The 24,583-nt window shown below is 62.9% G+C and carries 25 protein-coding genes and 1 pseudogene; 13 read left to right on the top strand and 13 right to left on the bottom strand.

The annotated features are described in order from the left end of the window. Positions 1-768, top strand: a pseudogene (locus K0F86_RS27620) (penicillin-binding protein 1C); the annotation flags it as partial. On the opposite strand, the gene K0F86_RS18075 reads toward K0F86_RS27620, so the two are convergent. The 4 genes from K0F86_RS18075 to K0F86_RS18060 all read right to left on the bottom strand — a co-directional run bounded on the left by K0F86_RS18075 (position 769) and on the right by K0F86_RS18060 (position 5,910). After that, complete coding sequence (locus tag K0F86_RS18075; RefSeq protein WP_219135683.1) at positions 769-2,391, bottom strand: DUF2875 family protein; 1,623 nt, start codon at positions 2,389-2,391, stop codon at positions 769-771. A gap of 107 nt (positions 2,392-2,498) precedes the next feature. Then, a complete protein-coding gene (locus K0F86_RS18070) occupies positions 2,499-4,817 on the bottom strand; it encodes a DUF3274 domain-containing protein (RefSeq protein ID WP_219135682.1) in 2,319 nt (772 codons plus the stop codon). A gap of 110 nt (positions 4,818-4,927) precedes the next feature. Further along, positions 4,928-5,176 (bottom strand): hypothetical protein, encoded by a 249-nt coding sequence (locus tag K0F86_RS18065; RefSeq protein WP_219135681.1) that lies wholly within the window; start codon positions 5,174-5,176, stop codon positions 4,928-4,930. 53 nt (positions 5,177-5,229) lie between these two features. Further along, positions 5,230-5,910 (bottom strand): hypothetical protein, encoded by a 681-nt coding sequence (locus K0F86_RS18060; protein WP_219135680.1) that lies wholly within the window; start codon positions 5,908-5,910, stop codon positions 5,230-5,232. A 163-nt stretch (positions 5,911-6,073) separates the two neighbouring features. On the opposite strand from K0F86_RS18060, the gene K0F86_RS18055 reads away from it, so the two are divergent. After that, entirely contained in the window at positions 6,074-6,592 is a 519-nt protein-coding gene (locus tag K0F86_RS18055; protein ID WP_219135679.1) for a hypothetical protein, read from the top strand. Between the two features lies 1 nt (position 6,593). On the opposite strand, the gene K0F86_RS18050 is transcribed toward K0F86_RS18055, so the two are convergent. From K0F86_RS18050 to K0F86_RS18025, 6 genes are all read right to left on the bottom strand, one after another. Continuing rightward, on the bottom strand, positions 6,594-6,881 hold the full coding sequence (locus K0F86_RS18050; RefSeq protein WP_219135678.1) for a hypothetical protein: 288 nt from the start codon (positions 6,879-6,881) through the stop codon (positions 6,594-6,596). A 106-nt stretch (positions 6,882-6,987) separates the two neighbouring features. After that, entirely contained in the window at positions 6,988-8,334 is a 1,347-nt protein-coding gene (locus tag K0F86_RS18045) for a sigma-54 dependent transcriptional regulator (RefSeq protein WP_219135677.1), read from the bottom strand. Beyond that, complete coding sequence (locus tag K0F86_RS18040; RefSeq protein WP_219135676.1) at positions 8,334-10,229, bottom strand: ATP-binding protein; 1,896 nt, start codon at positions 10,227-10,229, stop codon at positions 8,334-8,336. Before K0F86_RS18040 ends, K0F86_RS18045 begins: the two co-directional genes overlap by 1 nt. Positions 10,230-10,331: 102 nt before the next feature. Then, positions 10,332-11,123, bottom strand: a complete 792-nt coding sequence (locus K0F86_RS18035; protein WP_141172357.1) for an ABC transporter ATP-binding protein — start codon at positions 11,121-11,123, stop codon at positions 10,332-10,334. An 11-nt stretch (positions 11,124-11,134) separates the two neighbouring features. Further along, positions 11,135-11,944: an ABC transporter permease gene (locus K0F86_RS18030; RefSeq protein ID WP_373917182.1), complete on the bottom strand. Its 810-nt coding sequence runs from the start codon at positions 11,942-11,944 to the stop codon at positions 11,135-11,137. Between the two features lie 27 nt (positions 11,945-11,971). Further along, positions 11,972-12,973, bottom strand: coding sequence for an ABC transporter substrate-binding protein (locus K0F86_RS18025; protein ID WP_219135675.1), 1,002 nt, complete (start codon positions 12,971-12,973; stop codon positions 11,972-11,974). Here K0F86_RS18025 and K0F86_RS18020 point away from each other — a divergent pair. After that, positions 12,972-13,109 (top strand): hypothetical protein, encoded by a 138-nt coding sequence (locus K0F86_RS18020; protein WP_157750971.1) that lies wholly within the window; start codon positions 12,972-12,974, stop codon positions 13,107-13,109. The genes K0F86_RS18025 and K0F86_RS18020 overlap by 2 nt on opposite strands. A gap of 9 nt (positions 13,110-13,118) precedes the next feature. Continuing rightward, entirely contained in the window at positions 13,119-13,298 is a 180-nt protein-coding gene (locus K0F86_RS18015; RefSeq protein WP_219135674.1) for a hypothetical protein, read from the top strand. Positions 13,299-13,358: 60 nt separating this feature from the next. On the opposite strand, the gene K0F86_RS18010 is transcribed toward K0F86_RS18015, so the two are convergent. Beyond that, positions 13,359-13,595: a hypothetical protein gene (locus tag K0F86_RS18010; protein ID WP_219135673.1), complete on the bottom strand. Its 237-nt coding sequence runs from the start codon at positions 13,593-13,595 to the stop codon at positions 13,359-13,361. Between the two features lie 419 nt (positions 13,596-14,014). Between K0F86_RS18010 and K0F86_RS18005 the strand changes: the two genes are divergently transcribed. Continuing rightward, on the top strand, positions 14,015-14,551 hold the full coding sequence (locus K0F86_RS18005; protein WP_099760033.1) for a winged helix-turn-helix domain-containing protein: 537 nt from the start codon (positions 14,015-14,017) through the stop codon (positions 14,549-14,551). 236 nt (positions 14,552-14,787) lie between these two features. Next, positions 14,788-15,660: a zinc-dependent peptidase gene (locus K0F86_RS18000; protein WP_219135672.1), complete on the top strand. Its 873-nt coding sequence runs from the start codon at positions 14,788-14,790 to the stop codon at positions 15,658-15,660. A gap of 9 nt (positions 15,661-15,669) precedes the next feature. On the opposite strand, the gene K0F86_RS17995 is transcribed toward K0F86_RS18000, so the two are convergent. Then, positions 15,670-16,371 (bottom strand): LytTR family DNA-binding domain-containing protein, encoded by a 702-nt coding sequence (locus tag K0F86_RS17995; RefSeq protein ID WP_219135671.1) that lies wholly within the window; start codon positions 16,369-16,371, stop codon positions 15,670-15,672. Beyond that, positions 16,368-18,020 carry a histidine kinase gene (locus tag K0F86_RS17990; RefSeq protein WP_219135670.1) on the bottom strand — a complete coding sequence of 551 codons (1,653 nt, stop codon included), beginning with the start codon at positions 18,018-18,020 and terminating at the stop codon, positions 16,368-16,370. The genes K0F86_RS17995 and K0F86_RS17990 overlap by 4 nt, the downstream gene beginning before the upstream one ends. A gap of 173 nt (positions 18,021-18,193) precedes the next feature. On the opposite strand from K0F86_RS17990, the gene K0F86_RS17985 reads away from it, so the two are divergent. The 7 genes from K0F86_RS17985 (at position 18,194) to K0F86_RS17955 (ending at position 24,578) form a co-directional block, all read left to right on the top strand. Further along, positions 18,194-20,284, top strand: a complete 2,091-nt coding sequence (locus tag K0F86_RS17985; protein WP_219135669.1) for a serine hydrolase — start codon at positions 18,194-18,196, stop codon at positions 20,282-20,284. A 91-nt stretch (positions 20,285-20,375) separates the two neighbouring features. After that, a complete protein-coding gene (locus K0F86_RS17980) occupies positions 20,376-21,206 on the top strand; it encodes a transporter substrate-binding domain-containing protein (protein ID WP_219135668.1) in 831 nt (276 codons plus the stop codon). Positions 21,207-21,226: 20 nt separating this feature from the next. After that, on the top strand, positions 21,227-21,904 hold the full coding sequence (locus K0F86_RS17975) for an amino acid ABC transporter permease (RefSeq protein WP_219135667.1): 678 nt from the start codon (positions 21,227-21,229) through the stop codon (positions 21,902-21,904). After that, entirely contained in the window at positions 21,904-22,596 is a 693-nt protein-coding gene (locus tag K0F86_RS17970; protein WP_219135666.1) for an amino acid ABC transporter permease, read from the top strand. Before K0F86_RS17975 ends, K0F86_RS17970 begins: the two co-directional genes overlap by 1 nt. Further along, the gene (locus tag K0F86_RS17965) at positions 22,593-23,336 is read left to right on the top strand and encodes an amino acid ABC transporter ATP-binding protein (protein WP_219135665.1); all 744 of its coding nucleotides are present in this window, start codon (positions 22,593-22,595) and stop codon (positions 23,334-23,336) included. The genes K0F86_RS17970 and K0F86_RS17965 overlap by 4 nt, the downstream gene beginning before the upstream one ends. Before the next feature lie 124 nt (positions 23,337-23,460). Next, positions 23,461-24,027, top strand: a complete 567-nt coding sequence (locus tag K0F86_RS17960) for a glycine zipper domain-containing protein (protein ID WP_219135664.1) — start codon at positions 23,461-23,463, stop codon at positions 24,025-24,027. Positions 24,028-24,224: 197 nt separating this feature from the next. Continuing rightward, positions 24,225-24,578: a hypothetical protein gene (locus K0F86_RS17955; RefSeq protein WP_071078622.1), complete on the top strand. Its 354-nt coding sequence runs from the start codon at positions 24,225-24,227 to the stop codon at positions 24,576-24,578. Positions 24,579-24,583: the final 5 nt, after the last annotated feature.

Genomic DNA, 24,583 nt, shown 5'->3' with positions numbered 1-24,583 from the left:
GGGTTGTACAGCACGGCCAGCCTGCAGCCGGGGCAGGCGGGCAAGGACCGGCGCCGCGTGATGGAAGCGGGCGCCGCTTTCATCGTCGGCGACATCCTGGCCGACCGCGCCGCGCGCAGCATGACCTTTGGCTTGCGCAGCGAGCTGGGAACGAATTTCTGGAGCGCCGTCAAGACGGGCACGAGCAAGGACATGCGCGACAACTGGTGCATGGGTTACTCGGAGCGCTATACGGTGGGCGTCTGGGTGGGCAATTTCGACGGCAAGCCCATGTGGGACGTGTCGGGCGTGACGGGCGCCGCGCCCGTGTGGCGCGACGTGATGGATTACCTGCACAAGAACGTGCCCAGCCACGCCCCGAAAGCGCCGTCCGGCGTGCTGCAGCAGATGGTGGCGTACCAGCCCGCGCTGGAAGCGCCGCGCCGCGAATGGTTTATCACTGGCACGGAAAGCCCCGTCATCGCCGTGCTGGGCGACACCGTCAAACCGCCCGCCATCGTCTATCCGGCCGAGGACAGCATTCTCGCCATCGACCCCGACATCCCGCCCGCCCTGCAGCGCGTGTTCTTCCAGGCGCAGGGCAGCCACGGCTTGCGCTGGGTGCTCGACGGCAAGGATATGGGCGCGGCCCTTGACAGCATCAGCTGGCGCCCCGTGCCGGGCAAGCATGCGCTGGCCCTCGTCGATGATGCCGGCAAGACGGTGGCGCAGGTGGCGTTCCAGGTGCGGGGCAATGCGCTGGCGCAACTTGCCGTACAGGGTAAATAATCAGTTCGCTGGATAATTCGCCGGGTCGATGGCGGGCGTGGCGTAATGCCGCAGCACGTCGCCGCCGTGCGGGTGTTTTTGCGTACGGCGTTTTTCGTCCGATGGCGGGCTGACCAGCACGATGGTCGCTTCGTCCGGGTTGCGCAAATTCACCACCGCGCTGACGCCGCCATCGCGGTAGCTGCCCATCACGGCGATGGCCATCTGCACGAACAGGGTGGCCGCGCCCGTGTTGCCCAGGCGCTGATCCGTGTCTATCCATTGCGCCGTATTGCCGCTGTCGAGTTCCGTGCCGCCATCTTCCGCATGTTTCAGCAAGGTCTTGTGCAGTGTCACCAGTTGGGCCTGATTGCCGCCCGTCGCGGCGACCAGGCGCGCCGGCGCGGCGGGACGCTCCGCTTCCGGCAAGCTGCGCAAGGCTTGCTGCCAGCCCGCCTGCAAGGCTTGTTCGCGCTGGTCGCGCCGCGCGAGCGGCTTGCCGTGTTCATCCGTCATCTTGATAAAAGTCGGCCGGTGGATGAAACCGAAGGTCGGCAGACGATCCAGCTGGGCCAGTTGTTCCTTGTTGAAGGGCAAGGGAAACCAGGGCGTGGGTTGCCAGTCTTTGGGTGGCTGATAAGTCTTGTGCTGGAGCCTGTCGACCATGCTGAAGCTGCCCGTGCCGCGGATGTCGGAACGCCGGGCGAATTGCGCGGCGACGGGGAGCCATTCGGAGATCGATGGCTGGCGCTGGGTAAATGCATTTGGGTCTTCTTTTTTGTCTGGATGGGGCACTGCCCGCATCAATTTGTCATACGCCAGATACAAGCGCCGCGCCACGCCGTAGGTATTCAAGTCATCGACGCTGTCCTCGGGCGGCGCGTCATCGTAGGCGAACTTGCGCACTGCGTCGATGCGTTCGCGCCGCGCCAGCACGAACAGGGCGGAGGCGTCGGGCATTTCGGGAATGTAGCGGCCGTCATGTGTGAGCGGCGGAGAGTTGTCCGGGCTGTACAGGTCGCGCGTGGGCATGCTGTCTTCGGAATTGAGCACGATGTACGGTACGTCAGGGTTGGCATCGAAAAAGGCAAATACCTCTTCCAAAATGCGGTCCGGATGTTCGCTCAGGCGGCGCGGACCACTGGCGAACAGATGCCAGTGCAGGCCGGATGACGCGGCGCCACCGGCCAGGCCTATGGCCGGTGAGTCGGGGCTGTCCAGCATGCGCGAATTGAAGATCGGTGGCTCAGCATTGAAAACGGGGACGCCGAAATACATGGGAATATCCCTCGCCCCATTCTCCAGCGTGTCGCCGCCGCGGCCACCTGCTATCCCAGCTCTTTGCATGGCGTCCCAGGTGTATTTTTCCTTGTCCTGTTCGCGGATGCTGGCATAGGTATTACCCTGTTGCAGCGCTTCCCACAGTTTGCCCTGCCGGTACTTGTCCAGGGTGACGCCCAGACCGATCACTTCCAGCACATATTCACGCTTGTCCTGCTCGCTGGGCGCCGCTTGTTGCACTTGCGGCTGTGCGACGGCCACAGGCTTGGACGAATGCAGCCAGCGATTACCGAGCAATGCGGCAGCTACAATGGGGGGGATCAGCAACAGCCATTGCAGGTGCCGCCATATTTTGCTGCTCATCGTGGACTCCAATAAGAAAGGTGATGGGCTGATCAACAACGACCCGAGCAGTACCAGCACGATGAGGGCTGCACCGAGTGGATAGCGTAAGCGTGGAAATGCACTTTTCATTTTGGGATATCGTCGCTTGGCTTGTGGACGACTGGCGTGATGACCGATTCGGTACGCCTGCCGTTGATTGTTTCACACACGACAGTGGATGGTAGACCCGCCTGCAAGGCAGGCACGAAGGCTGGCAATACTCCCGAGCTGTAGTAGTCGGCGTTGCCCTTAATAATGAGCTGACGCTGCGCCGGTTCTGCCGCCAGGTAGATTGCAAATTTTTTCTTGAAGTCATTCCATCGGGGGATGGATGGTCGCACTGGATTACGGATATCGCCTTGCAGTCGCCAGTCGGCAACGGCGCACAAATATTCATAAAACCTTGGATCGCTGCTCGCCTTGCCGCCACCAATGGCCACGTCATACGCCGTCACGTTGCGGTGGTTTTCCGCATTGCCGATGATGGCGCCGTGGAAGGATTTGGGGCTGACCTCGTTTTGCCAGCGCTTGCGCGCCTCGTTCGGGGTTTCTTCGCGATTCACAAGCAGATTGTCGCCGCCGCCCGGATGGCGCGAGACGCGGTCGATCTTGCATTGGTCGCCTGCTTCCTTGCCCAGGTTCAGGGCTTTTTCCACCTGATCGCGCTGGCCCGAGCCGAACATGCCGACGCCGTATTCGGGAATGCGATGCTTGAGCGGCCGCGGATCGGCCATGATTTCCTGCTTGCGCATGCGCAAACCTTTCTTGCTGGTCACCGCGATGGCCGCATCGATCGGATCGACCTCTTCGCACGGTCCTTGCTGGTCGCGCGGCAGCTTGGCCTGGTCGGAATCCTTGGGGAATTGCCCAGGGCGGATCTCGCCGCCGTCCAGCACGGCCGCCCTGGGCGCGCGCAGCGCTTCGCCATTGATCGTGCGCAAGCCTTCGCGCCGGCCCGCTTCCGTTGAAAAGATATTCCATTTGCCGGGTTTGACGGGCGGCCATGGTGCCTCGTCATGGTTGCCGCGATGGCCACGGTTGGCGCCGGCCACGTGGGCGTGGTCGTCCTCGCCTTCCAGGCGCAGGGCGAAGTCGTGCGGCGGCTGGCCGACCAGCACCGGCCCGCTATTCTTGCCAGCTGCATTGGACCGCTGTTTGTTGGTAAAGACCCGCTGGTAAAATCCCGCCCCTAGTTCCGCCAGCGGCTTGCGCATTTGATACTCCTTTTCCCAAGTAGTGGGACCGGCGCCCCAGATACCTCCCTCCTTCTTGCCCTTGCTTGTCGACAGGCCATGGCCGTTCTGATGATCGGGTACGCCTTGCCAGCCGATGCCCTGCATATTGTCCAGCGCTACCGTCATGTCTTCGGGGCAGAAGTACAGGTAGACCTTGCCCCGGTTGTCGCGGTCCGCTTCCGCCCGCCATGCCGCGCCCGCCATGCCGTGACAGACGGCGTGATCCTTGATCTGCGCAAAAGCGGGTGTGGCATGTTTTTTTGCCACCACGCCTTGTACGATCTGCACCAGCGTTTGCAGGCGCGCATGGAAGGTCTGGCGGTCGTTGATGGCCATGTACTGCTTGCGCATGACCGCATCCCGGCCGCCGCCGAAGATGCGGCTCGATTCCGCCGCGCCGAAAAACATGGACGTGTCTTCCACCAGGCTGTAGGGTGGGTGCGTGAGGATCAAGGTGTCGGCGGGCCGCTTGCCTTCGTCGAGCAGGAAGGCCTGTGCCAGCAGCGAGATCAGACAGCCCTGGCTGTGCGCGACGATGGAAACCACGTCGTTGCTGTCGTAGTCACGGATCATGGCAATGAGCGCGGCCAGGCGCTTGGCCGCCAGCACCATGTACATGCGGCCCGGCGCCGTCATCAGTGGGCGCACGGGGTCGCCGCCCACGTCGTATGGCGAGAACAAGCCCTTGTTCCACATGTCGGGCAGGGTGTTGGTGGCATTGCCGAACGGGCCGCCGTTCTTCGACATGTCCTTGTCCAGGCGGTTGCCGTAGCGGTCCGTGTTCTGGCCGTTGACCACTTTGCTGGCGTTGCCTTGTTCGCGAAAACCCCAGTAAAACGGGATCACGGGGCTGTACGTCGTGTCATCAGGCTGGCGCTTGAAAAAGATGGCGTCCGGATCGGCCAGGGTTTCCCGCTTATCGGATTCCTGCGGCATACGGTACGCGGCCGGGGTGAACACGTGGCCGCCGCCATACATGCGCGCATCGAGTCCCTGGCATAAACCCTTTTCCACGGCGCCGAAACTGGTGCCCACGTCATTGACGCCATGGATGACGATGATGTTGCCGGGCAGTTCGGGGCGGATGCGCACGATGGCGTCCTGCATGCGGTCGCAGTGCAGCAGGGCGCTGCTCTTGCCGCTGACATACGGAAGTTTGGGATACGCCATCGCCGCTCCATGCTGACCAGACAGGACAGTGTAGAGGGGCGCGATGGCAGATTAGTTGTGCTTGCGCAAACTTTGCCGGAAAGAATGCAGCGATGCCGTAGGTGCAGGCGCTAGCGGCTGGCTGGCTTGCCCTTGGCCAGCTTGCTGTCCGCCAGCCCCGGCGCGCCCCATAGCAGGCCCATCCAGATGCAGAACGACAGGCCGCGGTGCAGCGATGCGAAGCACAGGCCGAAAATCAGGCTGCGCGCGAACAGGTTCGTGTTTGGCACGTTGGCACTGTCGAGCAGGAACAGGGTGGCGACGGCGGCGACCGTCATGACGGGCAGCATGAACCACCATTTGCGTTCGATCGGCGACATGATTTCCTAGTAAGAAGTGTGTCACCGATTCTAGCGCAATATTGTCAAAGTATTTAGGGTGCGCTGATGATATTCGTCAGCGCAATGCGATACGCGGGCTGCACCTCGCCATCCTGGCCCAGCTTGTCCGTCATGATCACGCCGAAACCCTGCGCATACCACACGTATTCGCCGCTTTTGCCTTTGCTTTTGCCTCCCACGTCACGCAGTTCGAACTTGCAGGCGTCGGGGAAGCGGCGCCCGCCCAGTTCCAGGCGTTCCCAGCCCAGGAAGGTGATCGAGAAATCGCGTTTATCGGTGCGCGTGGAGGTGGTGATCTTGTCGGACAGGCCGGCCAGCGGGTAGTGGGTGCTCGTTTGCGTGTCCGTGAACTGCACGCGCACTTCCTGGCCGGGGCGCATGGCGGCGGGGATGGCGGACTGCGGCGTGTAGACGTTCTTGCTGCGCACGCTGCCGTCTTCGTTGTAATGGACCATGCCGGTCAGAAAGACCTGGCCGTCGCGGATGTCCTGGTAGGACGTGGCCAGCAAGACGCCGCCGTCGAGGATCAGCTGGATACCCTTGAGTTTCTTGCCTTCGAAGACTTCCTCGACGTTGACTTGCGCGTCGCCATTGTTCTTGCTGAACTTGACGCCCGTCGTCAGTTCCATGCACTCGCCCACCGTCGGCGCCGCCTGTACGCCTGCGGCCGCCAATACGCCTGCCGCCACCATCGTTTGCCATGCTGCTTTCATTGCCATCCTTGTTATTTTTTAATGATGCGATGATAGCGTACGGCTACTGTTCACTTGTGCACGATTGTCTTATGCTGCGAGCTGCAGGCGGCATCAGGACCACCTGCGACCGGCATCAGCGGGCCGCGCGTTTCGCGGCATGGATCGTTGCAGGAGTTAGCCCATGACATTACGCTTATCGATATTGCTGTCCTTGCTGTGCAGCGCGCTCGCGCTGCCAGCCGCGCAGGCGGAAGATGCGCCGTATGCCATGCGCGCCGCTTCGGCGTCTGTGCCAGGCGCGCTGGATCTGGCTTTTATGGAGGAGGCGCCGAACCGGAAATTCAAGCGGCGCGTGGACTTGTCCGGCATCACCCGCGCCGACGAGCTGGCGGTTGTCAAGGCGGCCATCAATCCGATCGTGCAATTTTTCCAGATGACAGGGCAGGTGCGCCAGCCTGCGCATGCGATACGCATGGTGACGACCCACAACGGCGAACTGGCCTTGATCAAGCCGCCGCGTATCGATGACTACAATTATCTGCTTGCGCGCCGCTTATGGAACTGGACCGTGCATGACGCACAGACCATCAGCTTGACGGTCGAGTTCGTGGGACTCAGCAATACTCAGCCCCACTATTCCAACACCTATGTCTTTGTCGAGCGCTACGGCACCTGGCTGTTCGACCGCCACATGCTGTAGTTCAGCGCGTCGTCGCTGGTGGCGAGGAGGCCGTTGCGCTGGCGGCCGGCGTGGCCGTGGGCTTGCCGCGCCGCGTGCGCTTGTCCGTGCGCGCCTTGGCTGGCTTGGCGTCGTGCACCAGCTTGCCCTTGTTGTCGAGTTTGTCGGATTCGTCCGATTGCTGTCCCGGATCATTCGGATTGTTGGTGTGGTTGCCCGTCTGGTTGACATTCGTCGTCGACTGGGCTTGCACCCAAGCGCCGCCGACGGTCATCAGGGTGGCGGCCAGCAAGAGCGCGGCGGTTTTCATGGTGGTGTCCTGTGCAAAGTGTTGATGTGAGATGGCATTCTCACACAGGAGAGCGCCGGCAAGGGTAGGACGCCGCCGCATGGCTGTGTCGGCTAGTTGCTACTGATTATCGGAATTGCTCCGTCGAGATATCGAAGCGCTTGAGCTTGTCGTACAGGGTTTTCTTCGGGATATTCAAGGCAGCTGCGGCATCGATGACGTTGCCGTTATGGCGGCGCAAGGCTTCCTCGATGATGGAAATCTCGAAGGTGTCCACCTGCTCGGCCAGCGATGCTTCGCGGCAGCCGGCCGGGCTCAGGGTGTCGTCGAGCAAGCCCAGCACGAAGCGGTCGGCCACATTGTGCAGCTCGCGCACATTGCCGGCCCAGCGCTGCGCCATCAGGGACGAGATCAGCTCGCCGCTGACGAGGGCGGCCGGCTGGCCGTAGCGCAGGGCAGCCTGCAGCACGAAAAACTCGAACAGCAGCGGGATATCCTCGCGCCGGTTGCGCAGCGCGGGCAGGGTCAGGCTGGCCACGTTCAGGCGGTAATACAGGTCGGGCCGGAACTTGCCCTGCTCGGCCAGCACATTCAAATCTTCCTTGGCGGCGGCGATGACGCGGAAATTCACGGATATCAATTTGTTCGAGCCGAGCCGCTCCACTTGCCGTTCCTGCAGCACGCGCAGCAGTTTGACTTGCAGGGCCAGCGGCATGCTTTCGATTTCATCGAGGAACAGGGTGCCGCCATTCGCGTATTCGATCTTGCCGATGCGCTGGCGCTGCGCACCCGTAAACGCGCCTTCCTCATGGCCGAACAGTTCCGACTCAAAAATCGACTCGGGCAGGGCGCCGCAATTGATGGCCACGAAAGGGTGGTCGCGCCGCTCGCTGAAGTCGTGCAGGCAGCGCGCGATCAGTTCTTTTCCCGTGCCCGTTTCGCCCAGGATGATGATGTCGGCCGACTTCGGCGCCAGGTTCAGCACCAGCTGGCGCACCTTGGCCATGGCCGCGCTGCGGCCCACGATGCGCGCCTCGATGCCGACCCGCTGTTCGAGCTGGCGGCGCAAGTTCATGTTTTCCAGCACCAGGTGGCGTTTATCCAGGGCGCGGCGGCACACTTCCACCAGCAAGTCGGCGGAAAACGGTTTTTCGATGAAATCGTAGGCGCCACGGCGCATGGCGCCCACGGCCATCGACACGTCGCCGTGACCGGTGACGAGGATGACGGGCAGGCTGGCATCCTGCGCCACGGCGATATCGAGCAGTTTCAAGCCATCCATGCCGGGCAGCTTGATATCGCTCAATAAAATGCCGGCAAATTCGGGCACCAGCCAGGGCAGCGCTTCCTCGGCCGTGGCGACGGCCGTCACTTGCAGTCCGGCCAGTTCCAGCGATTGCCGGGCGCCCTTGCGCACGACGGCGTCGTCTTCCACCAGCAGCACTTGCATGCCTTCAAAATTATTCTCGTGCATCAGATGTTTCCTTCGTCTCTATCCCCCGGGTCGCAGCTCAGGGTGATGGTAAATTGTGCGCCGCCCCCTTCCTGCGCGCTGCGGTTGCGTACGGCCAGTGCGCTGCCGGCCGCGCGCAGTATGCCTGCGCTGATCGATAATCCCAAGCCCAGCCCGTGTTCCTTGGTGGTATAGAAGGGATCGAAGATCTTGTCGAGCGAGGCCAGCGGGATGCCGGGGCCATTATCGGTGATATGCAGTACAGCAAGGCCGCCTTCGCGGCGCACCTGGAACCATATCTGCACGGGCTCGCTTTCCGGCACGGCATCCATGGCGTTGGTGATCAGATTAGTAAACACCTGTTCCAGGCCGATGGCGTTGCACAGCACGATGATGTCGTCTTCCAGCCAGCTTTCATGCAGGGTCAGGCGCTGTGAATGCTTGCGCGTGCGGATTTGCAGCATGGTTTGCGCAAACGCCTGGCGCACGCTGACGGGTTTGCGCGCATCGTCGCTGCGCCGCGCAAAGCCTTTCAGTTGCGAGGTGACATAGCCGAGCCGCTTGACGAGGTCGGAAATCGTCGACAGATTGTCGAGCGCGTCATCGATCTGGCCGCGTGCCAAAAACACCTTGGCATTGTCGGAAAACGTCTGCAGGGCGGCCAGCGGCTGGTTCAGCTCGTGCGTGACGCCGGCCGCCATCTGGCCGATGGCCGCCAGCTTGCCGCTTTGCACCAGTTCCGCCTGGGCATAGCGCAAGGTCTGCTCGGCCCGCTCACGCTCGGCCACTTCCGCCTGCAGGCGGCCATTCGCGTGCACCAGGTCGGCCGTGCGCTGCTCGACCTTGATTTCCAGCTGTTCATAGGCGCGCGCCAGGGTTTGCTGCGCATTGAGTTTGTCGGCGATGCGGCGCCGGCGCTGGCGCGCATACATCAGAGCCAGCAGCAGCAAGGCCCAGCCCAGCGCGGCGGCCATCGCTGCGTTGCGCGCCGCCTCGTTGACCTGGTCGAGTTCGGCCAGCACGGTGATTTGCCATTGCAGCGGGCCAAGAGCGCGGTTCACGGCCAGATAGTCCACTTTGTCGGCGCTGCCGGACAGGGCCGGCGTGTCGCCCGACTGCTGGCGCTCCAGGGTCATCACGCTGGCGCCGTCGGCGAACTGGCGCAGCACCTTGTGCGGCAAAATGGGCAGGTTTTCCTGCAGGAACTGGCGTTGTGCGCTGATATCGTTCTTCGCGGCCGGCGACAGCGGGGCCAGGGTCTTGAACTTGAAGGCGGGTGTGGTGGCCAGGATGATCACGCCATTCGCATCCTTGACCCAGATCTGTTCGCCCGCACCGGGCGTGCGCCACGATTGCTCGATCCAGTCCAGGTTGACCTTGGCGGCGACGACGCCGATGATGCGCCCGTCGCGCAGCACGGGCTGCGAAATGAAATAGCCGGCCTCGAAGGTGGAAAAACCGATGCCGTAGAAGCGGCCGATGCCGCCCGCGATGGAATTCTTGAAATACGGACGGAAGCCGTAGTTGACGCCCACGTAGGAACTGCGGTCTTGCCAGTTGCTCGATGCCAGGGTCGTGCCCTTGTCGTCGAGCACGTAGACGGCAAAGGCGCCCGCGCGGCGGTTCATGTCGACCAGGTAGGCGTTGATCTGCGTGACTTTGTCGGCGCTGGGCTGTTCCAGCAATTGCGCCACGGCATCGCTCTGGGCCACGGCCAGGGGCAGGAATTCGTATTTATTCAGGGCGCCGCCGATGGACGCCGCATACAGTTCCGCGCGCGAATCCAAGGTGCGGTGCAATTCATCGAGCTGGCGCTGCTTGACCCAGGCATACGACGCCCACGTCAGCAAGACCAGTGACCCCACGGCCAGCAGGGGGGCGAGCGCGGGTCTCAGGGTCCATTTGCCGAATGCCATGGTGCTCCGTGTGTTTGTTTGTTCAGATGTAACCCCAAAGCGAAGGACTGGGGTCGGACCCTCAGGGTCCGACCCCGGCCGTTGCGGTTGGGTCAGGCAACACTAATCTGCAGTGCTGGCCATCGTTTCCGCATTGTGATGACGCTGCTGCTCTTCCATTACCATCTCGCCCAGCATGCGCTTGAGGTGGTTGAACTCGGGGGCGCTCGGGTCGCGTGGGCGGGGCAGGTCGATGGCCACGTCGCGCTTGATGGTGCCGGGACGGTAGGTCATGACGATGGTGCGGTCGGCCAGGTAGACCGATTCCTCGATCGAGTGCGTGACGAAGACGATGGTGGTGCCGAAGACTTTCCAGATTTTCAGCAATTCATCTTGCAGGTTGCGCCGCGTCAAGGCATCCAGCGCGCCGAACGGTTCATCCATCAGCATGATGGGCGAATCGAGGGCCAGCACGCGGGCGATGGCCACGCGCTGGCGCATGCCGCCGGACAAGTCTTTCGGGTAGCGGGCACGGAATTCCGTCAAGCCCAGCATGCTCAGCAGCATGTCGACCCGTTCCTTGATCTCGGCTGGCGTCTTGCCGGCGATTTCCAGGCCGAAAGCGATATTGCTCTCGATGGTCATCCACGGGAACAGCGCGTATTCCTGGAATACCATGCCGCGGTCGGGACCGGGCTCGGTGATCAGCTTGCCGCCGGCCAGGATCTGGCCCGACGTGGGCTGCGAGAAGCCGGCGATGGCATTGAGCAGGGTCGACTTGCCGCAGCCGGACGGCCCCAGCAGGCAGATGAACTCGCCGCTGGCGATTTCCAGGTTGATGTCCTTCAGGGCGATGACGTCGGCGCCGCCCGTGGTGAAGATTTTATTGACTGCATTGATATTGATCGTGGTCATGACCGTTCCTCTCAGTGTTCCAGGCCGCGGTGCCACTGCAGCAAATGATTATTCAGGGCATTCATGGCCATATCGATGGCCAGGCCGAACAGGCCGATGGTAAACATGCCGGCGATAATCTTGTCAGACCAGAAGTATTCGCGCGCTTCCAGGATGCGGAAACCGAGGCCGCTGTTGACGGCGATCATTTCCGCCACGATCACGACGATGAAGGCCGTGCCCATGCCGATGCGCGCGCCGGCCAGGATATACGGCGTGGCCGCCGGCAGGATGACGCGGCGGAACATCGTCATCTGGCTGGCGCCCAGGTTGCGCGCGGCGCGGATGTAGATGCCGTCGACCTGGCGCACGCCGGCGATGGTATTCATCAGCACGGGGAAGAAGGAACCGATGCTGATCAGGAAGAAGGCGGGCGGGTTGCCCAGGCCGAACCACAAGATCGCCAGCGGGATGTAGGCGATCGGCGGAATCGGGCGCAGCACCTGCACCAGCGGGTCGAACAGTTTATAGATGGTCTTGTTGGTGCCCATCAGCAAGCCCAGCGGCAAGGCCAGGCCGGCGCCGATGGCGAAGCCGCCCAGCACGCGCGACAGGCTGGCCCAGGCGTCATGCGGCAATTCGCCGGAGAACATCCACACCAGGTAATTGCCCGCCTCGGGCGTGTACGCTTGCATGGGAATCAGGTATTCATACCATTTCACCAGCACGGCCACGGGCGAGGGCAGGATTTGCGGATTGATCCAGCCGAACGTGGACAGCGCCTGCCAGAACAGCAACACGACCACGGGCACGATGGCACCGTGCGCGAAGCGTTTCATCATTTGAATATTCATCGTGACACTTTCAGATTAACGAGGTGCGTAGGTTTTCTTGGCTTTTTCCAGCAGGTCCAGCTTGACCCAGTCCTTGGCGGCAGGCGGCTTGGCCATGCGGCCCACGCCGAATTTCACCATGTAGTCGGTGGTCAGCTGCACGTGGCTCTGCGTGATGTCTTCCGTGAAGATGGCGTTGTCGATGGCATCGCGGTAATCCTCGGACGTGATCTGATTCTTGAACATCGATTCGCGCACGTATTTTTCCGCCAGTTTCGGGTCGGCCAAAAACGCCCGCGTGGCGGCGACGAAGCAATCCATGAAGCGCTGGGCCACGGCCGGCTTTTCCTTGTACATTTTTTCCGTCATCACGAGGGCGCGCACGGGCTCGCCCAGCGGCGTGTCGTAGGGCTTGATGATGGCCGAACCGTATTTCTTGTGGATCGCCTGCGTGGAGTAGGGCTCGGACTGGCTCATGGCGTCGATATCCTTGGTCAGCAGCGCCTGGTTCAGGTCCGGGTAGCCCATGTACAAAATTTGCACGTCCTTGCCCGGCTTGTCGGACCAGGTCAGCTTGGCCTTGGTGAGTTCGGCAAACAGCAGGATTTCCTGCGGGCCGCCGCGCGTGACGCCGACTTTCTTGCCTTTCAGGTCGGCAATGCCCTTGATATTCAGGTCGGGACGCCCGACGATCTGCACGCCGCCCTTGGCGAAGCCGCCCACCAGGTACACGGGCAAGCCCGTGGCGCGGCCCGTGATGGCCGCTTCCAGCGCGCTGGCGGAGACGTCGATTTCGCCAGCGATCATGGCCGGCACGATGTCGAGGCCCTTGGCGAAGATGCGTTCCTCGATTTTCAGGTCGTATTTGGGCGCGATTTCCTTCATGTAGGCAACGGCGCCGTAATGGGCGAATTTCAGGTTGCCCAGGCGAACCAGGTCGGCCGCGTGGACGGCGAGCGGGAATTGCGCGGCCAGTGCGACGGCCACGGCCAGTGCCTTGGTGTTCAGGAAGGACGAGATACGGAAGGTGCTTGCCATGCTGTTGTCTCCAAAAAAGGTAGATGGTTTTTATATTGGGTCAGGCTGCCGCTCTGATGGCGGTTATGAAAATATAAAAGCATCTTCCGTGCCAGTGGAGCGCATTTTGGCGTTTATTGCAAGTGATTGTTTATAAAGGTTTAATTTGATTCTATTGAAAATGGGAAATATCGATATTCCGTCTTTCCGCACGGCGAGGGGAAAACTTGTGCGGATTGCCGCATTCCGGGCGCTGCGCATGCGGGACGGCATGCGGGTGAACCTTCACGGCGTGGCCGACTCCAATCGTAAAAAAACGCGTTGCAAACAGGCTGGCAACGCGTAACTCCCCCGTGGAGTAGGGGCGGCGCCGCGCGGGCGCCTGATCGATCGCCGGCTGGCGGGTTTATTTCGGCGCCGTGGTGGGCGGCAGTGCCGGCGCGGTGGCCGGATCGGTCAGTGGCGCGGGCGGCGTGACGTGGCCGGGACCCGTTTCCGGTACGGCTGGCGTGACGGGGGCGGGCATCACTTGTGGCGCGGACGTGGGGTTGGGCGCCGTTTCGGGTAGTGGCGCATCTGCCGGTTTTTTACAGGCGGACAGGGTGACGAGCAAGGCGGCGGCCAACAGGGCAGGCATTTTCATGATGTTTCCTTTGCAAGAGTTGAAGTATCGCGAAGCTTGAATTTATTGCAATGGAGCTTCCGCTTCTGTTCGCTATTTCACTTTGCGCCATGAATGGGAGCGCAGAGGGGGAAGTGCAGTGCTTTTAGATGTCATTTTGAGATGCCGCGAGAGAAAGAATTCACTAGGGCAATATTTTTCACTTTCTTGCTTCTAATGTTCGTTAACGCACAGACCAGGGAAGAGCAGGGTGGCATTCTATGTCCAGACGCTCAGGATTCGTGGTGTTCTGGTATAAAAATTGCCAAGAACTTAACAATCCGGGCTACCGGCAATCGTTTAAAAGGAGTATTCAAATGCATGCAATGACTCAGTCTCACGTGAAGAGCGAATTAAAGGCAGCGCACCAGGAACTTCGTAGCCCCGAAAAAGGCTCGCAAATGGTAGAGCGCGCAGCACCCATCCCCCCGGAGCGCCTGAATCCCATTTCCATGGCACCGATCGAGCGCGTGCGTTCGACGTCGGCCACCCTGCGCCGCATCGAAAACATGCAAAAACTGATCGGCGAATTGTCGCTGCACGAGATGCTGGCCGATGAAATCGCCTGGTTCCTCAAGTTTTCGCCATCGGGCGCCCGCAAATACATCCGCGACTTGCGCGAAGCGGGCGTGATCGAATTGGCTCGCTACATCGAAGGCACCGCCACCTACCTGGGCAAGGCAGTGTACCAGCTGACGCCGGACCCTGAGCGCGTGCGCGCCTTCCTGGCCGCCATCGTCCAGCCGAAACGCGAAGGCGCGCCACCGCGCAAGGACCGTCCCGGCCTGCGCGAGCAAAGCATGGCAGGCAGCGGTCGTCACTTCCACATCCTGGCCGATGACACGCATTACGCCATCCGCGTCAACCGCGGTCCCGTGACGCGCGATCCGCTGGTGGCGGCATTGTTTGGCGCGCCGCAGCAAAAATCGGCCGAGTAAAACCTATCGGTTTTGTCAGGCGTTGTGACGTTGTAATGAAAGCCGGGTTACGCCCCGGCTTTTGGCGTTGAAGCTCGCCCTTTGATCCTGGCGGATTGAAAAGATGTTAATCAACCCCATGTGGGCTGGACTGCCCGCCCGTTCCGATGCGGGTTCATTCGAAGGAGCTTGTCCTTGTCTGCCTACACCGTCTCCCTTGGCCTGATTGCCATCGCTGTCCTGAAACGGGCCGCCGCATGAATCCGCTGCTGTGGATCGCCCTCGTCACGGCCGCCATCGTCTTGTCGCTGTGGTTTCCCCGCTGGCGCTTGAAGCGGGCCTTGGCCCGGCCCTTGCCGGCCGAAGGCCTGGCCGTGCTGGAAAAGAATATTCCCGTGTATCCCCGCATGCCGGCCCCGCTGCAGGAGCAGTTGCGTCGTCTCGTCGTGCAATTCCTGTACCAGAAGAAATTTGTCGGCTGCGGCGGCCTGGAGATCACGGACGAGATGCGCTATACCATCGCCGGCCAGGCCTGTTTGCTGCTGCTCAATCGCCAGACGCAGGTGTATCCCGAACTCGACACCATCCTCGTGTATCCCACGGAATTCATCGTCACGCGCAATGAAGTGGGACCGGGCGGCGTGGTCACGCCATCGGCCAACGGTTTATTGGGCGAGTCCTGGGGCGACGGCCGCGTGGTGCTGGCCTGGGATCACGTGCAGCGGGGCGCGGCCGACTGGACCGATGGCCACAATGTGGTGCTGCATGAATTCGCCCACCAGCTCGACAGCGAATCGGGCGCCGCGAATGGCGCGCCGTACCTGCCCAGCGTGTCGAGCTACCGCAGCTGGGCCACCGTGCTGTCGCGCGACTTCGACAACCTGCGCCATGACGCCATGCTCCAGCAGCAAAGCGTGATGGACCATTACGGCGCCACGAATCCCGCCGAATTCTTTGCCGTGGCCACGGAAACCTTCTTTGAAAAGCCATACCAGATGGCCGAGCACCACGCAGAACTGTATGCGCAATTCTTGCAGTACTACAAGGTCGACCCGCGCGACTGGATGGCGCCACCGGTGGAACCCGAACACATGGCCTCGCCATTTCCCAACTTTGCCCGGCACTGGTAAGCGGGGACTTCAGCCCAGCAGCCGTTGTTTCAGCGCGGGATAGCTGCTGCGCGAGACGGGGATGCCCGTGCTGGTCTGCGTGTCGAGCGCGTATTTGCCGCCCGCGCCGATCTGCAGCCGCTTGAAGCCCAGGCTGTTGACGATGTAGGAGCGGTGCACGCGCAGGAAGTGGGGCGGCAGCAGGGCCATGAGCTTGTCGATAGGCAAGTCATGAAAGCACTGTTCGCCGCTGCGCAGCACGATGTTGCTGTAGTGGCCATCGGCTTGCACGTAGTCGATCTCGGCCATGGTGATCCATTCCAGCGCGCCCCGTTTCTTGACGGCCAGCGAGGCCGCTTGCGTCTGTCGTTCCGTATAGCGCTGCAGCGCCTTGTGCAGCCGTTCGCGGCTGAAAGGCTTGGCAACGAAGTCGAGCACGCCAAACTCGAAGGCCGTGATCGAGCGTTCCGCATGGGCCGAGATGATGATGGTCTGCAACGGGGCCTTTTTGACCAGGCGCAGCAGGTCATAGCCGTCCGCGCCGTGCAAATTCAAATCCAGCAGCAGCAAGTGGACCTGCTCTTGGCCCTGCTCCTGCGCCAGGGCGGCCAGGGCTTGCGGCACATTGTCATGCAGCGCCAGCGCCGTCAGGCGCGCGCCGAAATGTGCGCGCACCTCGCGTTCCAGGCCTTGCGCGATCAACGGTTCATCTTCCAGTATCAACACATTCATGGCGCCGCCGGCAAGGTAAAGGTGAGACGCCAGCCTGCCTGATGCTGTTCGCTGGCATAGTGGGCCGCATCGCCGAACACGGCGTGCAGGCTGGCGCGGATGTACTGTTCGCCCACGCCGCCGCCCGCATGGGCGCGCGCTTCGCCTTCGGGCAGGACCAGGGTGAGCACTTGCGTTTGCGCAAGCCTGGCGCTGTGCAGCACGAAGTGGGCGCCGTGGCGGTAGCGGTTGTGGCTGAACGCATTTTCCAGTGCCGTCAGCAGGATGGCAGGCGGAACGGTGACGCCCGCCGCCTCGCCATCGAGCTGCAAACGGCACGGCTGCTGCAGCCGCGTGCTCATGATGCTCAGGTAATTCTCGCACAGGGCCAGTTCCTGCGTCAGGGCAATGCTCGGTTGTTGCGCAAACTCGTTGAGCATGCGCAACTCGGTGCCCAGTGCCTCGACGAAGGTTTCGGCCGCCTGCGGCGATTGCGCATTGAGTTCGCCGATCAGGCTGAGGGAATTCATCAGGAAATGCGGCTGCATGCTTTTGCGCAAGAGCTGGGTTTCCAGCTGCCGGGCGCGCGCCGCCTTGCCGCGTTCGCTCAACAGCTGCGCCAGCAGTTGCGCGCACAGGGGCAGCAGCAAGAAGCACACGACGAGGGCGAAACCGCCTTCGGCAAACTGGCTGCCCGTCAGCAGGAACAGGGCGCACGAAGCCAGCGCGATCAAGGTGCCGCCGCGGCTGCCCGGCAAGCGGCGCCACAGGGCGCCCAGGTTCAGCAGCAGGCTCGCTGCCAGGCCCGTTAAAAACATCAGCCAGCAGCGCGTGTCGAAATGCGCGGGCAGCGCGCCGGCCAGCGCGACGCACGCCAGCAACACCACCGCCGCCAGCGGCCAGCGGGGCAGGCGCCAGGCCGTATAAAAATACAGGGGCAGCAGGGCGGAAAACAGCCAGGTCAGGGCGCTGACGGCGTACAGGCGCGGCAAGTGCCAGGGGTAGGCGTAGCCGGTCACGCTGCGCCAGAGTTCCACCACCAGCAGCAGCGCCGCCACCAGGCACAGCGCGGCAAACATGGCCCAGTGCCGCTGCCGCTGATACAGCACCGTCAAGGCGAGGAAGAGCAGGGCGACGGCGCCCAGCGCCCCGGCCAGCAGCAGCGGCGGCAGCCGGTGCCAGGCCAGCGCCGCGCGGTAGTCTTGCCGGTCGACCAGATACAGCGCATAGAATGGCGACGCCAGGCGGGCCGGCGCCTGCTGCGTCGACAGCAGCAGACGCAGATGGTGCTTGCCGACGGTCAATTGCTGTGGCGTCAGGTGGATGGCGAAATCGATGTCGCCCGCGCGCTCCCCGCTGGCCTGGCGGGCCGGTTGGCCATTACTGCCGATCAAGTGGCCATCCAGCCACAGCTCGCTGGAAGCCAGCGCCGACAGCACCAGCAGCTGCGTCGACGTCGGCGTGGCGGCCAGGGTGACAGCGCGCTCGACGCACAGCAGCTGTCCCGGCCGGAGCAACTGGTGCAGCGCGGCGGCGGGCGCGGCGGCACTGGCGCCGCAGGCGCGCCAGCCCTCGTCCAGCGATAGCCGGTCCATGCCCATGGCGAAACAGGGCAAGGCCAGGCAGCAAGCGAGGCAGTACCGCAGCAGGTAGCGGAAGAGGGAGGACATGGCGGGCATTGTAGCTGCTCATTTGCCAACCCTTTGCAACATTTTCATCAACTTCGGTGCCATTCGTGCGAGCCACGTGCATTTCGTGCACGGCCCGCCAAAAGTGTGTAAAAGACACTTACCATGCGTCAGCGCCGTGCTGTGCACATGGCCCTTACCATGGAATAATGACTATGCAAAGCAGCAAATACTACGCTTTCGCCGGCGCGCTGGCGCTGTTCTGCGGCGCGGCGCAGGCCGCCTCCGCTCCCGCTGTTGTTCCCGCTCCTGCGCTGGCCGCGCGCCTGGCGGACTTCGACGGCTGGGTTGCCCGGCGCATGGGCACGCAGCGCATCCCGGGCGTCACCATCGGTTTCAGCCAGGGCGAGGTGGAATGGGTAAAAGGCTATGGCTATGCGGACCTGGAAAACCGCGTGCCGGCCACGGCCCGCTCCAGCTACCGGCTGGCGTCCGTTACCAAGCCCATGACGGCGGTGGCCATTTTGCAACTGGTGGAACAGGGCAAGGTCGACCTCGACGCGCCCGTGCAAACCTATGTGCCGTATTTCCCCGTCAAAGCGTTTCCCGTGACGGTGCGCCAGCTGCTGGGCCACCTGGGCGGCATCGATGCCTACCGCGACAGCAAGGCGGAACAGCATTTCAAGGAGCACAAGGATACGCGCCAGTCCATCGCCGTCTTCGAGCAGTTCGACCTGATCGCCGAACCGGGCACGCGCTTCCGCTACACCAGCTATGGCTATAACCTGCTGGGCGCCGTCATCGAGGGCGTTTCTGGTGAAAGCTATGGCGGCTACATGCGGCGCCACGTATGGGGGCCGCTGGGCATGGACACCATCGTGATGGACGACCCGGACGCCGTGATCGCCCACCGCGTGCGCGGCTACCGGCTCGACGGCCAGACCTTGAAAAACGCGGAATTCGTCGACATCAGCAGCCGCTTTTCCGCCGGCGGTACGCGCGCCAGCGTGCCCGACATGCTGGCGTTCGGCAGGGGCGTCCATGCAGGCAAGATACTGTCGGCGGCCAGCGTGGCCGCCATGGTGCAGCCGATGGCCACGCGCGCGGGCCGCTTGACGGACTATGGCATGGGCTGGGAAGTCCTCCCGACGGGCGGGCGCTATGCCATCGCCCATAGCGGCCAGCAGCCGGAAACCGTCACCTATCTGTATAGCTTTCCCTCGCGCAAACTGACCCTTGCCGTCGCCGCCAATCTCGAGCGCATCAATCCGGAAGCGTTCGTGCAGCGCCTGTTCGAAGTGGTCACGGGCGAGCCGTGGCAGTTGCACACGTATATCGCCGATGCGGGCGCGCAGCGCGCTTACCAGGTGGCGCAAGGCATGTTCGAGGAGGGCAGGGCCTATGCCGAGCGCACGGATCAAACGTATGCCGATGCGGCGGCCACGCGAGTAGCCTTTACCCAAATCAACGGGCAAGCGCTGACGCCCGATGCCACGGCGGCGCGCGCCTACATCGAAGCGGCCCGCCATCCCGCAGGCGGCCGCGTTTTCCTGGCGGCCGGCGCCAGCATGGCCGGGGCGCTGCGCCGGTCGGGCGTCGACCTGAACACTTACTCGCGCGGCGGTGCGCTGGCGTTTGCGCGCGACTATATTCTGTTGTCACAAGGCACAAAGGCGGGCGCCTTGCCCCGCTTCGCCCCCGCCTTCGAGCAAGCCATCGTGACCCTGGCCGCCAGCTGGGACCACACGGTCGCCATCGCCTGGCCGATGGGGCCTGTGCGCATTCCTGAGCTGGATAGGAAGCTGCGCGCCGCTTTCCTCGGCCAGCGCGCGTATCCCGATTTCGTGTCCGAGCTGCAGGAGCTGGCGCAAGCGTCGGCCGCGCGCGGCGAGACCGAGGCGGCGCTGGCGGCCAGCCGCCTGGCCGTGGAACTGTATCCGCTCAGCGACGGCGCGCATGCGCTGCAAGGCTTGACCTTGCTGCGCGCCGGCAAGACGGAGCCTGCCCTTGCCGCCCTGCGCCTAGCGCTGGCCCGCGATCCGCTGGGCGCGGCCAGTCCGGCGGCGCTGAACCTGGAAGCCTACCGTTTGAAAGGCAGCGGCGCCGTGGCGCAAGGCATGGCCGTGCTGCAGGCGGCCGTGAGCCTGCATCCGCAGAACGCGAATCTGCACGATAGTCTGGCCGAGTTTTATGTGGAGCAAGGCTTGCGTCCGCAGGCGGTGGCAGCCTATCGCCAGGCGCTGCAGCTCGACCCCAGCTATCCGGGCGCCGAGGGGGCCAAGGCGGCGATCATCCGCCTTAGATGAATTCTTTATAAGCAAGGCTGAAAAGATTCCTTTTTGGAAATATGGGCGCTGCGGTCTAATGGCGGCATTCATTATCCACCAGAGGAATCCCATGCAGACCCGCCTTTATTTCGCCGCCCTGTTATTGACCAGCATCGCTTTCACGCAGGTGGCGCAAGCGGACCAGCTGGCAGCCATCAAGGCGAAAGGCGAGCTGGTCTGCGGCACCCTGGGCACGGACGAACCAAACAGTTTCATCGACGCCAAGTCGCGCCAGCTGGTCGGCTATGAAGTGGACCTGTGCCGCGCCATCGCCCAGGGCCTGGGCGTCAAACCAGTCGTGAAACAGCTGGCCGTGGCTGCCCGCATTCCCGAACTGCAGCAGGGCCGCATCGATATCCTGACGGCATCCTTGACGCACAACAAGGAGCGCGAAGCGCTGATCGATTTCTCGCTGTCCACGTTCTACACGGGCCAGCGCGTGCTGGTCAAAAAAAGCAGCAATATCACGACGGTCGCCGGCCTGGCCGGCAAGAAAGTGCTGACCGTCAAGGGCGGCACGCAGGAACCGAATCTCCGCAAGGCCGTGCCCGGCGTGGAGGTGGTGACGTTCGAGACGGCGGGCCAGGCGTATCTGGGCTTGCAGCAAGGCAAGGGCATTGGCTATGTCGACGATGAGGTCTCGCTGCTGAACAACTACGCCAAGCTGGGCGCCGCGCAAAACGATTACCTTGTGCTGCCGCAAAACATCAGCCAGGAAGTATTTGCCTTCGGCATCCGCAAGGGCGAGACGGGCGTGAAAACGGCCGTCGACCAGGTGCTGCGTGGACTGGAAAAATCGGGCGAGGCGGAAAAACTGTTTTTCAAATGGTATGGCCCGACGAGCAATGTGAAGTTCCAGAAACGCACATTTAAAATTGAATCGGACAAGATCGACGCCTGAACCTTGCCTGACGCTTCCACATGTTTGATCTGAACTTTTTGCTGTCCGGCGACTACCGTGACTGGCTGGTCTCCGGCTTGCTGCTGTCCCTGCAACTGATGGGCATCACCTTGTTGCTGGCTTTGCCGCTGGCGTGCGGCGTGGCCATGCTGCGCCTCGCGCCGTCGCGCCTGCTCAACGGCCTGGGCGCCGCGTACGTCGAGCTGATCCGCAACGTGCCCTTGCTGGCCCACTTCCTGTTCTGGTATTTCGGCGCGCCCGAACTGTTGCCCGACTCTTGGAAGGAGCGCTTGTATGCCGGCAATATCGAAGCGGCCAGCGCCATCGCGGCCCTGACTTTATATACGGCCGCCTACATGGCGGAAGACATCCGCAGTGGCATCCGCGCCATTCCCGCACAGCAATTCGAGGCGGGCCGGGCGCTGGGTTTGAGTTTTCTCGCCACCATGCGCCTGTGCATCGTGCCGCAGGCGCTGCGGCTGGCCGCGCCGCCGCTGCTGTCGCAAACCCTGACCCTGTGGCAAAACACCAGCATCGCCACCGTCATCGGCGTGGCCGAGCTGATGTACCAGACGCAACGCGTGGAAGCGGCCTCGTTCCGCAGCGTCGAGGCGTTCGTCTTCGCCAGCGCGGCTTACCTGGCCGTCTCGCTGCTGATCGCCGGCCTGGCGGCCGTGCTGCAAAGGAAGGTGTCCTGATGCTGGAACTCCTCCACGATTACTGGCTGTATTTTCTTGTGGGCCGCTATCCCGAGGGACCGCTGGGCGGCCTGGCGCTGACGGTCGTGCTGGCCAGCCTGGCGCTGGTGCTCAGCCTGCCGTTCGGCTTGCTGCTGGGGCTGGCGCGCCTGAGTCCCTGGCGCCTGCTGCGCTGGCCCGTCGCCGCGCTGATCCACGTGGTGCGGGGCATCCCCTTGCTGCTCGTCATCTTCTGGGCGTATTTCTTCTTGCCCAGCATCACCGGGCATGAAAGCGGGCAATTCGGCACCATGCTGACGGCCCTCGTCATCTTCGACGGCATTTATCTGGCCGAGATCGTGCGCGCCGGCGTGCAAGCCGTGCCCACGGGCCAGGTGGAGGCGGCCCGTTCGCTGGGCTTGAACTATCTGGACAGCATGCGCTCAGTGGTGCTGCCGCAGGCGCTGCGCCACATGCTGCCGTCCTTGGTGAACCAGTTCGTCTCGACCATCAAGGAAACCTCGCTCGGTTATATCATCGGCCTGGCCGAAGTGTCGTTCATCGCCTCGCAAGTCAATGGCCTGGTGCTGACCAAGCCCGTGCAAGTGTATTTTTTGCTGGGCATGACGTACTTTGTTTTATGTTTCAGCCTGTCGCGCGCTGCCTTCTGGCTTGAGCGGCGCCAGGCGCGTCTTTTGAAAGCGGCAGCATGATCACCTTTGACAACGTCAACAAATACTATGGCGACTATCACGCCTTGAGCGGCATCAATGAACACGTCGCCAAGGGCGAGGTGCTGGTCGTGTGCGGGCCGTCCGGTTCCGGCAAGTCGACCCTGATCCGCACCATCAACCGCCTGGAGGCGATCGCTTCGGGCCGCATCACGGTGGCGGGCCAGGATATTTATGCGCCGGGGCTGGAAGTGAATGCCTTCCGCTCGCACATCGGTTTTGTATTCCAGCAATTCAACCTGTTTCCCCATTTATCGGTGCTGGACAATTGTGCGCTGGCGCCGCAGCGCTTGCGCGGCCTGACCCGGCGCGAAGCCGAGGAACGGGCGCTGGCCCTGCTGGAACGGGTGGGGCTGGCGCACAAGGCGCGCGCCATGCCGGCGGCCTTGTCGGGCGGCCAGCAGCAGCGCGTGGCGATCGCCCGCGCGCTGGCCATGCAGCCGCCGCTGATGCTGTTCGACGAGCCGACCAGCGCACTGGACCCGGAAATGGTGGGCGAGGTGCTGCAAGTGATGCGCGACCTGGCGCAGGGCGGCATGACGATGGTGTGCGTGACGCACGAGATGGGCTTTGCGCGCGAAGTGGCGGACCGCGTCTGGTTCATGGATCACGGCCACGTGCTGGAGCGGGCCACGCCCGAGGATTTCTTTGCGCGGCCGCAACATGCGCGCGCACAACAATTCCTGTCCGATATACGCAGCCCGTTTGGCGTATCCGCATGATTGAGCACATGAGTGGGCGTGAGTGAGCGGCTGTGTGCGTAATCGAACGGTATTTCGCGGTGCTCAGGCGCACGCTGGAACGGTGGCGCACGGTGCGCCCGCAGCCGACCAGGAGGGCCGTATCATGTCACGCATCATCGCAGGTCATTTTCAGTTGCAGGAACAGATAGACGCCGCGCGCGCCGCCCTGAACCAGGCGGGTTTTTCCGACAGCCGCATCAGCGCCTTCTTTGTCAACCAGCCGGGGCAGCACGACTTGCACGCGCTCGGCGGCGACCGCGACATCTCGCCCGGCGCCAAAGAGACGCCGGAAGGCGTGGTGGAAGGCGTGGCCGTCGGGGCCGCCGTGGGTGCGGGCATCGGCGCGGCCACCACCCTGGCGACGGGGCCGCTCGGTCCCGTCGTCGGCGCGCTGGTGGGCGCCCACGTGGGCTCGCTCTACAGTTTCAATAAAATGAAGGAGGCGGGCGAGTCCGAAAAACATGGCGAAAACAATGGCGAAAACCGCCGCCAGCCACGCCATCCTGGCATGCTGATCGCCGTCGCGCTGGGCGGCCTCGACGAGCGCGAACGGGCGCTCGAGGCGCTGCACCGGCTGGGCGCCGAGCATATCGAGGAAGCGGAAGGCACGATCGCCAATGGCGACTGGCATGATTTCGACCCGCTCAGCATTCCCGTGCTGGTGGCGTGAACCGGCGCGCCCGCCGCGCAACATGCATAAATGCCGCGCTGCATGCAATTTTAGGTATGATACTTGTTAGTATTGGTAATTATTGGTAAACAATGCCGACAGGGATAGTTTCCGCGCGCCCGTAGTGACACTGGACCAAGGTGACTGCCTGTAGTACTTGCCTCGCATGCTAACGAGTATGAATAGGAGGGCGCGTCATGACACAGGCATGGTTCATTCTGACACGGGCCGATGGGCGCGACATCTGCGCGCCCTCGCCGGCACAGCTGGCCGATGCGCTGGCCGAGGTCTACCGCGGCGCCACACCGGACGGCAGCCCGGCCGCCGTCTTGTTGCGCTTTGGCTACGACGACGGCTTGATGTATCAGGTCGAGGTCGCTAGCGGAGGCGAAGTCACTTTCGAGGAATGGTCGGACCGCGATTGCGAAATCGCCCTGGCCAGTCCGCGCCATATGTCGGCCCTGCCGCAGGGCGACGCGCTGCAGCTGTGGCAGTGGCTGGCGCAGCGCCAGGTGGCGAAGATCCGCAGCCAGCCCTGGCAGGGCGGCTAGTCCGC

The organism is Janthinobacterium sp. UMAB-60, assembly GCF_900095235.1.
Classification (GTDB): Bacteria; Pseudomonadota; Gammaproteobacteria; order Burkholderiales; family Burkholderiaceae_D; genus Janthinobacterium.
Note: the sequence above shows the minus strand (reverse complement) of the source record. Positions and strands in the feature narration are given on the sequence as shown.

What these genes read in the sequence shown, in the direction of transcription:
- K0F86_RS18075 (WP_219135683.1), bottom strand. Translation starts at nt 2,391, where the DNA reads ATGAGCAGCAAAATATGGCGGCACCTGCAATGGCTGTTGCTGATCCCC.
- K0F86_RS17965 (WP_219135665.1), top strand. Translation starts at nt 22,593, where the DNA reads ATGATCACCTTTGACAACGTCAACAAATACTATGGCGACTATCACGCC.
- K0F86_RS18030 (WP_373917182.1), bottom strand. Translation starts at nt 11,944, where the DNA reads ATGATGAAACGCTTCGCGCACGGTGCCATCGTGCCCGTGGTCGTGTTG.
- K0F86_RS18055 (WP_219135679.1), top strand. Translation starts at nt 6,074, where the DNA reads ATGACATTACGCTTATCGATATTGCTGTCCTTGCTGTGCAGCGCGCTC.
- K0F86_RS18005 (WP_099760033.1), top strand. Translation starts at nt 14,015, where the DNA reads ATGGTAGAGCGCGCAGCACCCATCCCCCCGGAGCGCCTGAATCCCATT.
- K0F86_RS18040 (WP_219135676.1), bottom strand. Translation starts at nt 10,229, where the DNA reads ATGGCATTCGGCAAATGGACCCTGAGACCCGCGCTCGCCCCCCTGCTG.
- K0F86_RS17955 (WP_071078622.1), top strand. Translation starts at nt 24,225, where the DNA reads ATGACACAGGCATGGTTCATTCTGACACGGGCCGATGGGCGCGACATC.
- K0F86_RS18060 (WP_219135680.1), bottom strand. Translation starts at nt 5,910, where the DNA reads ATGAAAGCAGCATGGCAAACGATGGTGGCGGCAGGCGTATTGGCGGCC.
- K0F86_RS17975 (WP_219135667.1), top strand. Translation starts at nt 21,227, where the DNA reads ATGTTTGATCTGAACTTTTTGCTGTCCGGCGACTACCGTGACTGGCTG.
- K0F86_RS18050 (WP_219135678.1), bottom strand. Translation starts at nt 6,881, where the DNA reads ATGAAAACCGCCGCGCTCTTGCTGGCCGCCACCCTGATGACCGTCGGC.
- K0F86_RS17995 (WP_219135671.1), bottom strand. Translation starts at nt 16,371, where the DNA reads ATGAATGTGTTGATACTGGAAGATGAACCGTTGATCGCGCAAGGCCTG.
- K0F86_RS18035 (WP_141172357.1), bottom strand. Translation starts at nt 11,123, where the DNA reads ATGACCACGATCAATATCAATGCAGTCAATAAAATCTTCACCACGGGC.
- K0F86_RS17990 (WP_219135670.1), bottom strand. Translation starts at nt 18,020, where the DNA reads ATGTCCTCCCTCTTCCGCTACCTGCTGCGGTACTGCCTCGCTTGCTGC.
- K0F86_RS17960 (WP_219135664.1), top strand. Translation starts at nt 23,461, where the DNA reads ATGTCACGCATCATCGCAGGTCATTTTCAGTTGCAGGAACAGATAGAC.
- K0F86_RS18065 (WP_219135681.1), bottom strand. Translation starts at nt 5,176, where the DNA reads ATGTCGCCGATCGAACGCAAATGGTGGTTCATGCTGCCCGTCATGACG.
- K0F86_RS17980 (WP_219135668.1), top strand. Translation starts at nt 20,376, where the DNA reads ATGCAGACCCGCCTTTATTTCGCCGCCCTGTTATTGACCAGCATCGCT.
- K0F86_RS17970 (WP_219135666.1), top strand. Translation starts at nt 21,904, where the DNA reads ATGCTGGAACTCCTCCACGATTACTGGCTGTATTTTCTTGTGGGCCGC.
- K0F86_RS17985 (WP_219135669.1), top strand. Translation starts at nt 18,194, where the DNA reads ATGCAAAGCAGCAAATACTACGCTTTCGCCGGCGCGCTGGCGCTGTTC.
- K0F86_RS18010 (WP_219135673.1), bottom strand. Translation starts at nt 13,595, where the DNA reads ATGAAAATGCCTGCCCTGTTGGCCGCCGCCTTGCTCGTCACCCTGTCC.
- K0F86_RS18025 (WP_219135675.1), bottom strand. Translation starts at nt 12,973, where the DNA reads ATGGCAAGCACCTTCCGTATCTCGTCCTTCCTGAACACCAAGGCACTG.
- K0F86_RS18000 (WP_219135672.1), top strand. Translation starts at nt 14,788, where the DNA reads ATGAATCCGCTGCTGTGGATCGCCCTCGTCACGGCCGCCATCGTCTTG.
- K0F86_RS18045 (WP_219135677.1), bottom strand. Translation starts at nt 8,334, where the DNA reads ATGCACGAGAATAATTTTGAAGGCATGCAAGTGCTGCTGGTGGAAGAC.
- K0F86_RS18070 (WP_219135682.1), bottom strand. Translation starts at nt 4,817, where the DNA reads ATGGCGTATCCCAAACTTCCGTATGTCAGCGGCAAGAGCAGCGCCCTG.
- K0F86_RS18020 (WP_157750971.1), top strand. Translation starts at nt 12,972, where the DNA reads ATGCTGTTGTCTCCAAAAAAGGTAGATGGTTTTTATATTGGGTCAGGC.